The following is a 10,821-nucleotide window of genomic DNA, read 5'->3' as shown; positions in this document are numbered from 1 at the left end:
TCGCCTTCTTTGCCTTCTTTCTTGGCGAAGCAAGAAAGAAGGTCGCCCGCCGGGGGCGGAGGCGGGGTTTCGCGGAGCATCGCTCCGCGCCGCCGTAGCCGGCCGGGTGTGCAAACCCGGCCGTGGGAAATCCCGGCCAACGTGACGCCAAACACGGGAAAGCCTGCCCGTAAAAGCTCAAGCCAAGACGATGCCATTACCCCCCCGGCAGGCCTGCCAGACTTGGAAAGCCCGACCTGTCGCGGGGAAAACGCTTTCCACACTTAACGGGAACAGAACCAATTTTTTTGCCTTCCGATCACGTCTGCAGCGCTCAGGCCTCGATCACGGCCTGCAAGCCTGCTGCCGCACACTGTTCATCCTCTTCCACGCTCCCCCCCGATACGCCGATCGCGCCGATAACCTCACCGTCCAGCGCAACGGGAATCCCGCCCCCGAACACCACCAGCCTGGGGCGTTGCAGGATGTTCTGCTGGACGATCTCGGGGTAGCCCGACAGGGCCTCGACCCAGCGGGATGTGGCAAGGCGCGCACTGGCGGCCGAGTAGGCCTTGTCCATGGCGGTCTGAACGGAAAAGAGGGAGGAGTCCGGCATGCGCAGGAAGGCCATGAGCGTGCCGTGGCGGTCCACCACCGCGGCATTCACATGGACGCCCAGACGTTCCGCCTCGTCGACGGCGGCGATGGCCATGCGCAGGGCTGCATGGCGACTGATGTTGCGCTGGACGATGCCCACCGGCTGGGCCGCGCCCTTCATGTTCGGGGGTTCCATTCGATTCTCCCGCGGCGTCACGATGGGATCGCCGCATGCTTCAGGAAAAAGGGCGTGCCCGCGCACGGGCATCGCCCCTGTTGATCACCTCACACGCAGGCGGTCAGCGTCCGGCGGCCTGCAGGCTTTGCAGGGAAACGTCGGATTCCTTCACATTCGGCGGGTTGGTCTTCCAGGACGCGGTATCGATGAGGGACACGGTGGCGTGGTTGCGCTGGAAATCGATGATCGCGCCGGCCGCCGTGCGGATGTCGAGGAAGCCGTCCTCGGCCTTGCCCGGGTAGGAATGCCATTCCATGAACTTCCAGAACTCGCCCTTGCGGTTGTAGGCCTCACCGTAATGGATGCGCGGGAACTGGGTGTCGATGTAGAGCACCTTCTTGCTGTAAGGGTGCTCCGACGGCGTGATCGCCTCGACCACGTAAACCTCGCGCGGCTCGAAGTTGTTGTTGTTCATGTTCCAGTAGGGCGGCTTGTTCTCGAGTACCGGGTATTTCTTCTCGAAACTGTCGCCCTTGGCGTTCCACAGCGGGTACTTGCTGTGTGCGACGGCCAGCACGTAACGCTTGCCCAGCATTTTGTAGCCCTTGTACCAGCAGGGACGGGCGTTGAAGATGTCCAGGTCGTCCTGGAGCTGATCGGACGAACCCACCGGATCCATCCACGCGCCGCCAGACAGCCGGCGGACCCGGCGCACGGCGGGCACATAGGCCCACACGTCATTGACCTTCGCCGAATCGTACTGAACCGTGAAAGTACCGATGCCCTTCATGTCCGAGGGTGACTTGAAGTAGAGCAACTGGCGGCCCCGCTGGGTGCCGTCGCCCTCTGCCGAGTCGCCACCGGACAGACGCCCCTTCATCGAATAGCGGGTGAACTCCGCCACCGGCTCGGCGTGCACTCCCTTCTGGCTGTCGATCAGAACCTGGGTGTAGAAGGGCACGATCGCCACATCACCGAGCAGTTGCCCGAGGTGCCAGTTCCAGACGATCTTTTCGGCGGCCTGGGGGTCTTTCATGTCGATGTTGGGGAAGGGCTGGCCGGCCGTCCATCCATCCACCTGACAGGTTTCGGCGTTGATCTTCGTCTTGCCGGCATTGGCTTCGGAGGCCTTCAGCCATTTCGGGTCGAGCTTGACCTTCTGGGATTTGGCGAGAGGCAGCTTCCAGCCGTTGCTGCGGATGCGCCACTCCATTTTTTCGGTCAGCAGGCTGGCAATGGTGTGGCCTTCAAAGGTGTCGTTCTTGATCTTGTCGATGTTGTCGGCGGAAATCACGGTGCCGGGCGGCAGCTCGGCCGCTTGGGCAGTGCTGAAGGCGAGCACGACAGCCGCTGCGCAGGCGCCGAGGACGAGGGGTTTGCATGTAGCCATGGTGTTAGCTCCGGAAGGGATTGGTCAGAAGAGATAGGTCAGGCTGGTGTAAAGCTGGTCACGCCGGTGGAAGTAGCCGAACAGACTTGCGCTGTCGCAGACGGCCACGTTGCCCGCCGGGCATTTATTGAGATCGCGGTGGTTGTCGTCCCAGAACTTGTCGTACTCCACCTTCCAGCGCCATTGCTTGTTCAGCTCCATGGTCACGGAGGGGGCGAGGAAGCCGCCGCCATAGGTCAGATCGGTGCCCACCACGAGGTTGGGCTTGACCCGGCCGTTGTTGTACGAAAGGTCGAAGATCGCCGTCAGCAGCATGGAATGCTCCTTGGTCAGCTGACCGGCACCCACCGCGTTGAGCAGGCGCTCGCCCTTCTCGTAGTCAATGAGCCACTTGTCGAAGAGCTGCACCGAGAAGAACATCGGCTTTTCGCTGCCGAGCCAGGTCTGGGTGGCAGCGATGTTCTTGTCCATGCGCAGCATCCACGCCAGCAGATCCTTGCGCTTGATGCCGTCGAAGCCCGGCGCGACCGCCTGGGACAAGGCGCCGGCCAGCGGACCGTTCTGGAACTGGTAAGGCGCATCCTTGATCAGCGCCACCTCGGTGCTGAAGACCGCGTCGGCCCAGCCTGCGTACCCGCTCGCGGTGGCGCCGAACACATCCACGGTGGGATAGATCAGATCGCCCGCCACGCCCAGGCTGTCGGGCCGTCCCAGGGTCGCTGCGCCCGACGGGGTGGTCGGCAGGCCGAACAGCTTGAGCGTGCTGGCCGGGTTGAGCATGGGGCTGGGCCAGAAGGTCTTGAGGTAGGACACGGAATAGTTGATGTCGCTGGCAAGACCGGTCCAGCGCACGCCACCCGTCACCTCCCGGGCGTTGCCCTTGGCGTTGCGGAAGTCGTAGGGGTCGATGTTGCGGAAATCCACCCCCGCCACCGACTGGTTCGACCACCGGCCGCCGTACACGTCGAATTCGGTGCCGATGTCCGATTTGCGGTCCCAGCCCGGGCGCACGAACATCTCGACGCCACCGTCCAGCTCAGGCACGTCGACGTTCAGCTTGGCAATGATGCTGGCCTTGCGCAGCTCCTCGTTGGACGGCTCGAGGAAGGAGCGCCAGGTGTAATCGAAGCCATGGACGAGATCGTTGGCGGCGAAGAAGTCGGTTTCACCCCACACCACCTGTTGCTTGCCCAGGCGCAGCCGCGCGCGGTCCCCCACCGGAAAATCCACGAACAGCTCGCGAACGACATCACTGATATCGTTCTTGTTGTAGAGCTCCATGATGTCGCCACGACCACTGCCGCTGCCGTAGTTATAGGCCCCCATCTTTTCCAGATGGTTCAGGAAGGGCGTTTTGAACTCGCCCACGGCGCGCAGCTTGGCCACCACCGACACGTCGCGGACCGGCGTCCAGTCAATGTTCATGCGGGCCGTGGAGCGCGCCATCGACAGCTTGCCGCGGTCGTTGTAGTTCGGCGTGTCCTTCCAGTCCGCGGTATTCCAGGAGAACTCCTGCCGCAGGAAGCCGTCGAGCTTCACGTCACCCGGCTCCCCAGCGCTCGGGGTCTGGGACACGGCGGCAAGCATCACCGCGACGGCGATGTTCTTGGGCCTGCAGGCCAGCCGCCGACCTCCCATTTTTCCATTTGTCATCATCTTCTCCTGAGCTGTTGAGGTTGTGCCGGATATCCGGCGGTTTTAAGACGCGCAGAGGGCGGCCGGGCAGACACGCTGCCCGGCTACCGACAAGGGTTAATGTGCTTGCGGCTGGAGGCCGGCCAGGAGGGGCCGGTCCTTGCGCCCGAAGATGAAGTCGGGCCGGAACACATAGATGACGGAGGGCAGCACGAACAGCGCGGACATCGCCGAGATGCCCAGCCAGATCGCCATCAGCAGGCCCATCTCCGCCTGGAAGCGCAGCGACGAGACCCACCACAGCAGGGTGCTGAGGATCAGCACGCTGGCGGTTACCAGCACGCCCATGCCGGCGGAGTTCAGCGCGATGCGGATGGCGTTCTCGGGAGAGGTACCGATGGCGATTTCTTCCTTGATGCGATCGGCGATGTAGAAGGCGTAATCGACGCCCAGACCGATCCCCAGCGCCGCCACCGGCACGGTATTGATGCTCATCCCGATGTCCTTCCAGGCCATGAAGGCAAAGGTCAGGGTGTTGGAGATGATCACCGGCAGCATGAAGAGCATGCCCGCCACCGTGGAGCGATAGACGACGGTGCAGATGATCATCAGCACCAGCAGCGCCAGCGCCACGCCTTCGATCTGGCTGGCGAGGATCACCTCGTTCATCGCCGCGGTGATGCCGATCAGGCCGCCGGCAAGCTGCCATTCGCCCGTCTGCAGCGGGTTCTGGGCAACGAATTCCTTCACGCGGGCCATGGCCGTGCGGATGGTTGCGCCCTGGCGGTCGCGGAACATCAGGGTGACGGAACCATTGGCCGCCTGGCTATCCACGAAGCGGTCCATGTCGCCAGGTTCGGAAACGGACTCCAGGATCGCCATCAGGCTGCCATTGACGGCCGCCGTCGCGCCAAGCTCCTCGTAGCGGGGGTTCCCCTCCCGCAGGGTGCGGTTGAGCACCGGCACGACATCGGCGATCGAGATCGAGCCACCGATCTCCGGCTGCACTTCCATGAAGCGCTGGAAGCGGTTCATGGCCTGGAGGACTTCGTTGCTCTTGACGAGGCCTTCCTTGCCGTCCTGGCCCACCACCACGAACATGCGGTCGACGCCGTCGAAACGGTTGTTGATCGCCGTGGAATCCTGGTTATAGGTGGCTTCCGGCCACAGGATGGGGGAGCCGGGGTTGGCGTCGCCCACCTTGAGCTTGAAGGCGTAGTAACCCGAACTCAGCAGCACCAGCACGCTGCAGCCGATGACCACGTAACGGAAACGGGAGAGCGCCATCCACAGCGCAAAATCCAGCACCTTGCGCAGCAGCGGCGCGAGGTTCAGCCCATGAACCGTGCCCTTGGGCTGGCGGATCCAGGACAGCAGCACCGGCGTCAGGATCACCGCGCTGATGGTCAGGGTCATCACCCACACCACCGACAGCAGGGTCAGCTTCTGCAGCATCGGGATCGGGCTCAGCGCCACCACCGCCATGCAGGCCGCGTCGGCGATCACCCCCACCATGCCGGGGCGGAACAGGTCCACCAGCGCGACGTGGGCCGCCTGGCGGGAGGTCTCGATGCCCTGGGAAATGTGTTCCAGCTCGTCATCGAAGCGATTGACGATCTGTACCGAGTGGGACACCGCCCGGGACGTGATCAACATGGCCACCACGATGACCAGCGGCTCGAAGTGGATGCCCAGCAGGTTGCAGATGCCCAGCGCCCAGGTGGCACTCACCGCCCCCGCCAGCAGCGGCAGGATCACGCCACGCCAGGTGCGCAGCAGCAGGAACAGCATGGCCAGCGTCAGGGCCAGGGCGGCCGCCACCAGCTTCAGGGTTTCCGGCAGGTAATGCTCCACCCAGCCATACAGGATGGGCGCGCCGACCACCCGGACACCGACCCGGTCGCTTTCCACCTTCTTCACCAGGGCGCCGATCTCCTCGAACACCTTGGTGTAGTCCACCTCCCGGTCGATGAAGTCGACCGTGATCAGCGCGGCCTGGAGATCCTTGGATACATAGGGGCCATACACCAGCGGGTTGCGCAGCACGGCCTGCTTGAGGGCGGCCAGCTCTTCGGCGTTGGCCGGCAGCTCCGGCCACATCAGCGGCCGGGTTTCAATGCCGTCCGTCGAGGCGCGCACCTCCTTGAGCTTCTTCGAGGCGAGGGAGGTGATCTGGAACGGATTGACCGCCGACACTTCGCGCAGGCCGAGGGTCAGCGTGCGGACCTTCTCCAGCACCTCCATGTCGAAGATGTCGCCCTTGTCCACCTCGAGCATGATCGTGACCATGTTCGAGCCGCCGAAGGTGTCCTTGAACTTCTGATGGGTTTGTACGTACTCGTGGCGGGACGGGAGCATGTCCTCGAACACGGTGCGCACCTCGATACGCAGGGCAAACCAGCTGAGCACGAGGGTCAGGAGCGCGATCACGCCCGCAACCAAGGCTCGCCGGCGCATACAGAATGCGGCGATTTTTTCGATCATGATGTTGAACCCGAACAGTTTATGAAGCGTGGGAAGTAAGGGGTGGCAGGGACGAAGGGCGCCCGTTCAGCGGCCCAGGGCATGCCAGAGCGTGCCGTCCCAGCGGCCGATGTTCGCGCCGGCGAGCCAGGCTTCCTTGCCCATCGGCAGGATGCGGGTGTGCCAGGCCAGATCCCGCTCATCCAGCTGGCCGCTCTGCCAGTCGGTCGCGTCGATGCCGGCGCGGACCCACGCGCCGAGCGCGCCCACCCCCAGCCAGCGCTGATTGGCGGCGTCCCAGGCCACGTCGAAGAGATGGCTGTGATTGCCCTGCTTTTCCTGCTGCCAGTTGCGGCCGCCGTCCCGCGTGGTGAGCACCACGCCTTCAAGGCCCACCGCCACGCCGTCGGTCGCAGTGCGAAAGGCCACCGACATCAGGGAGCTCTCGACCGGGACTTTCGGCGTCTGCCAGGTGCCGCCGCCATCAGGGCTCACCAGAATGCGGCCGAACTCGCCGACCACCACCAGGCCACCACCTGGCAGGAGGGCCACATCGTTCCAGGCGACATCCTCCTCGTCCCGCAGGCGGCTCCAGGTGGCGCCGTAATCCTTGCTGAACAGCAACGCCCCCATTTCGCCGGTGGCGACGGCCTGCCCGTCCGCCCCCACGCGCACCCGCGTGAGCTTGTTGGCCACTGCCGAGCGGGGCACGCCATCCACCGCGCTCCAGCTCTGGCCGCCGTTCGAGGTGATCAGCACCGCGCCCTCATTGCCGACGGCCACACCCCGGCCGCCGTCCCAGATTGCGATGTCCTGCAGCGTCTGCTGGGTGGCGGACGCCATCGGGCGCACGCGTCCCTGGTTGTCCACGGCCAGGATCTTGCCGCCCGAGCCGGCCACCCAGACGCCTCCGTCCGGCGCCGGGGAAATGCCGTAGAAGTGATCGCGCCGCTCAAGCTCGGGCGGCTTCACGGTGCCGCCTTCCGGCTGGGGCTTGATGAACAGGCCGGCCCACAGCAGCCCACCGATGATCAGCCACGGAATGCTCGAAACCGTGACCTTCACCACCTTGCCCCGGAGCCCCGAATGCCGGGCTTCGGCACTCGTGAGCTCGGGTTCGACAGTCGAAGAAATGCGATCCATAGGTCGTTTGATATCCAGTTAGGGGAAGGAAACCCGTGGCTTCGGGCCACCAGAACATGGTGACAATCTAAGGATCAGGGGTATCAGGCGACTATCCGGCAAGCGCAGGGACTTACCACTGCGCGCAGGTGATTTGCGGGGCCGCGCAGGCGGGGGCCCGGCGGGCGGGCCCATGCGCCGCCAAACCCGCGACGCACCGATGCCGCGCCCTGCCTGACGGCAAAGGGACGCTCAAAACAGCTGCGGTTTGCGGCGATCCGATGCCGCGCCCACAAGCGGCGCAGGGCAGCGCCGGCGTGGTCTGCGGAACCACGCCGGCGCTGCCCTGCGGCCCCCATCAGGTGGCGGAGGCGAGGTGCTCAAGACAATGAATCAGACCCCGAAGGCGGCATCCTTCAAGGTTTCGGGCGACGGGAAAGCCTTCTTGCTGTGGGCGAGGCCCAGATCCAGGAAAAGCTCGCACATCTTGTAGGCCACCACGCCCGGGTTGAGGACGGGCACGGGCAGCCGGGAGGCCAGGTAGGCGTGGGACTGGTGCATCGTGGTGGACCCCAGGACGATGACGTCCGCCCCGTCTTCGCGGATGGCCTTCAGCGCGGCCTCCTCGAGCTTGGCGAACACGATGTCCTCCTTGCCGCTCAGAAGCTCCACCGTGTCGGGGCGGACGTCGATGGCGCGGATCGAGGCGAGCCGGGATTCGAGGCCGTATTCCTTGAGGGTCTTGCGGTACAGGGGAAACCAACGCTCCCACATCGTGAGGATGCTGAACTTGTGACCCAGCATGGACGCCACATGAAAGGCGCTCTGCCCCGGGGCGAGCACCGGAATCTTGAGCCGGGCCCGCAGGGCGGCGAGGCCTGAATCGCTGACGGTGTTGATGCACACCGCGTCGAAGCCCTCCTCCTCCGCCTGGATGCCGGCCTGGATCACCGCTAGCTCCATGATGGCCATGTCGTAGTACGTGTCCGCGAGGGTGATCGTGCTGCCCGCGCCGACAAAGCCCACCTCGATGTCGCTGCGCCGGAACTCCGGCGGCAGCTGGGATTCGACCATCGGTCGCGTCGCCTCGCTCATCGGAACGGGAAATATCATCTTGACCCGCTTGCTCATCGAGTGCCCTCCTTTTTTGTATGGATGATAGGCGGCCGGACTCAGCCCGCCGACATGCCGCCGTCGGTCGAAATGAAGCCACCGGTGACGTAGGACGATTGTTCGGACAGCAGCCACAGCACGGCGCTGCTCACCTCCCCGGGTTGCCCGATGCGGTGCATGGGCACGCCGTCGTCGTACATGTGATCGTCGCCGCCGGTGACGCGGTCATAGCTGGCCGTCTTGATCGGGCCGGGGCACACGGCATTCACGCGGATGCCCCTCTGTGCATAGTCGAGCGCCGCGGCGCGGGTGGCGCCGATGATGCCGTGCTTGGCGGCGACGTAGTAGGCCAGGTGGGGCATGGCCTTGAGGCCGAAGATGGAGCTGTTATTGACGATGGCGCCGCCGCCGCTCTTGAGCATCGCCGCCGCCTCGTACTTCATCATGTACAGGATGCCCTTCAGGTTGATGTCGATGACATCGGAAATGTCGGCGTCGGGCGTCTCGTGGATGTCGCAGAACTCCCGCTGCAGGCCGGCGTTGTTGAAGGCGCCATCGAGGCGGCCATGGGTGTCGAGGGCGCGCTGCACCAGCGCGGCGCAATCGGCGGGCTTCGATACGTCGGTTGGCTGAAACACCGCCTGGCCGCCGGCCGCAATGATGGCGGCGGCAATGGTTTCGCCCTGGTCGCGGTTGCGGTTGCCGAGCACGACGCGTGCGCCTTCGGCGGCCAGCGCCATGCAGGCCGCGCGGCCCATGCCGCTGCCACCGCCGGTGACGATGATGACCTTGTCTTTGAGTTCGGGGTATTTGCTCACTGTCTGACTCCTGTCGTTGGGGGGTACGGCCGGGTGACCGATGTTTGCCTGGAATGATTCAGTGCGGCGCCGGGGCGATACGGCCGATCACCGTTTCGAGCGCCATGCCGATCGCCAGCAGGCGGCGGTCGTCGCCGGCATGGCCGTCGAGTTCGAAGCCCACCGGCAAGCCGCTGCTGGCGCCGAGGCCCACCGGCAACTGGATGCCGGGCAGGCCGGCGCTGGCCGAGGGTTCGGTGTTCTGGATCAGCAGCGCGAAGTTCTGCGGCTCGCTGACATCGGGCCTCGCCAGCGGCGCGACGATCGGCGTGGTGGGAAAGACGAAGGCGTCCAGGCGATGGCGCTCGAAAAGGGCCTGGTAGTGGGCGCGCAGCGCCGGGCGCCCGGTGCGCTGGGCCATGTCATATAGCGGGGCGGAATCGACGATGTTGCCGTCCAGGTCGAACGCCTTCTGCGGAAGCACGAAGGTGTCGTAGATGCCGGCCACGTCGGGGCTGGCGATACCGGCGCGCAGCTGTTCGATGCTGATCCCCGGCCCCTGGGTGGCGAGGTAGTCCTCCATGTCGGTGCGCGCCTCGTGGAACACCACCGGAAAGCCCACGGCGTTGTTCATCGCCATGATTTCCTTGTCGTCGACCTGCACGAAGGTGACGCCGGCCGCCTCCAGCCTTTGCCGGACGGCGGCGGCGATCGGCGCGACTTCAGCGTCCATGTTGGCCCAGAAGTCGGGCACCACGCCGAGGCGCAAGGTCTTCAGCTCGACGGGCGGCAGCGACAGATTGCCGGTGATCAGGCCGTCGAGCAGCGCGACATCGGCCATGCACAGCGCCATCGGCCCCGGCGTGTCGCGGCTGGAGGCGATCGGCGCGATGCCCTGGCCGGGGTAGCGGCCGGCGCTGGGGCGCAGCGAGGCACAGCCGTTGAGCGCCGGCGGGATGCGCATCGAGCCGCCGGTGTCGGTGCCCAGCGCCGCCGGCGCCATGCGCGCGCCCAGCGCCGCGGCGCTGCCCGAAGACGAACCGCCGGCGATGCGGGCGGAATCGTAGGGGTTGCGCACGCCGACGACCTCGGGCACATGGAAGGCGGCGTTGTAGCCGGTGGCGCCGAAGGCCAGCTCGTGCATGTTGGTCTTGCCGAGCAGGATCGCCCCGGCCTCGCGCAGCCGGCGCACCACGGGGGCGTCATCGGCCGGCACGAAATCGGCCAGCGCCGGCGTGCCGGCGGTGGAGGGCAGGCCGGCGACGTGGATGTTGTCCTTCACCACGACCGGAATGCCGGCCAGCGGGCCGAGGGGCTGGCCGGCCTGGCGGGCGGCGTCGACCGCGCGGGCGGCCGCGAGCGCGCCCTCCTCGTCGAGGGTGATGAAAATGTTGAGATCGATCCGCGCGCGGGCCCGCTCGAGGTAGGCCTTCACGAGGGCTTCGCTGCTCAGACTGCCGCTGGCGAGCAAGCGCAGCGCAGCGGCAATGGTCAGTTCATCAATGGGGACAGAAGCGGGGGGCATGTGCGGCATGGAATGCGTCCTG

The 10,821-nt window shown here is 65.6% G+C and carries 8 protein-coding genes; all 8 read right to left on the bottom strand.

Translation table 11 applies throughout. The features are described from left to right. Window positions 1-313: 313 nt before the first annotated feature. Entirely contained in the window at window positions 314-772 is a 459-nt protein-coding gene (locus tag Q1W26_RS19440; protein WP_300443523.1) for a heme-binding protein, read from the bottom strand. 103 nt (window positions 773-875) lie between these two features. Continuing rightward, window positions 876-2,144 (bottom strand): DUF1329 domain-containing protein, encoded by a 1,269-nt coding sequence (locus Q1W26_RS19435; RefSeq protein ID WP_300443521.1) that lies wholly within the window; start codon window positions 2,142-2,144, stop codon window positions 876-878. 24 nt (window positions 2,145-2,168) lie between these two features. Further along, complete coding sequence (locus tag Q1W26_RS19430) at window positions 2,169-3,797, bottom strand: DUF1302 family protein (RefSeq protein ID WP_300443518.1); 1,629 nt, start codon at window positions 3,795-3,797, stop codon at window positions 2,169-2,171. Between the two features lie 99 nt (window positions 3,798-3,896). Next, window positions 3,897-6,263, bottom strand: a complete 2,367-nt coding sequence (locus Q1W26_RS19425) for an MMPL family transporter (RefSeq protein WP_300443515.1) — start codon at window positions 6,261-6,263, stop codon at window positions 3,897-3,899. 66 nt (window positions 6,264-6,329) lie between these two features. Continuing rightward, entirely contained in the window at window positions 6,330-7,385 is a 1,056-nt protein-coding gene (locus tag Q1W26_RS19420) for a YCF48-related protein (protein WP_300443512.1), read from the bottom strand. A gap of 372 nt (window positions 7,386-7,757) precedes the next feature. Then, a complete protein-coding gene (locus Q1W26_RS19415; protein WP_300443509.1) occupies window positions 7,758-8,495 on the bottom strand; it encodes an aspartate/glutamate racemase family protein in 738 nt (245 codons plus the stop codon). 41 nt (window positions 8,496-8,536) lie between these two features. Continuing rightward, on the bottom strand, window positions 8,537-9,295 hold the full coding sequence (locus Q1W26_RS19410; protein WP_300443506.1) for a glucose 1-dehydrogenase: 759 nt from the start codon (window positions 9,293-9,295) through the stop codon (window positions 8,537-8,539). Window positions 9,296-9,353: 58 nt separating this feature from the next. Beyond that, on the bottom strand, window positions 9,354-10,808 hold the full coding sequence (gene iaaH, locus Q1W26_RS19405) for an indoleacetamide hydrolase (protein ID WP_300443503.1): 1,455 nt from the start codon (window positions 10,806-10,808) through the stop codon (window positions 9,354-9,356). Window positions 10,809-10,821 lie beyond the last annotated feature (13 nt).

Origin of the sequence: Zoogloea sp. (assembly GCF_030157465.1) — a bacterium.
Taxonomy (GTDB): domain Bacteria; phylum Pseudomonadota; class Gammaproteobacteria; order Burkholderiales; family Rhodocyclaceae; genus Zoogloea.
Note: the sequence above shows the minus strand (reverse complement) of the source record. Positions and strands in the feature narration are given on the sequence as shown.

Excerpts from the sequence above, each read along its gene's own strand:
- Q1W26_RS19440 (WP_300443523.1), bottom strand. The coding sequence starts at position 772 with ATGGAACCCCCGAACATGAAGGGCGCGGCCCAGCCGGTGGGCATCGTC.
- Q1W26_RS19435 (WP_300443521.1), bottom strand. The coding sequence starts at position 2,144 with ATGGCTACATGCAAACCCCTCGTCCTCGGCGCCTGCGCAGCGGCTGTC.
- Q1W26_RS19430 (WP_300443518.1), bottom strand. The coding sequence starts at position 3,797 with ATGACAAATGGAAAAATGGGAGGTCGGCGGCTGGCCTGCAGGCCCAAG.
- Q1W26_RS19425 (WP_300443515.1), bottom strand. The coding sequence starts at position 6,263 with ATGATCGAAAAAATCGCCGCATTCTGTATGCGCCGGCGAGCCTTGGTT.
- Q1W26_RS19420 (WP_300443512.1), bottom strand. The coding sequence starts at position 7,385 with ATGGATCGCATTTCTTCGACTGTCGAACCCGAGCTCACGAGTGCCGAA.
- Q1W26_RS19415 (WP_300443509.1), bottom strand. The coding sequence starts at position 8,495 with ATGAGCAAGCGGGTCAAGATGATATTTCCCGTTCCGATGAGCGAGGCG.
- iaaH (WP_300443503.1), bottom strand. The coding sequence starts at position 10,808 with ATGCCGCACATGCCCCCCGCTTCTGTCCCCATTGATGAACTGACCATT.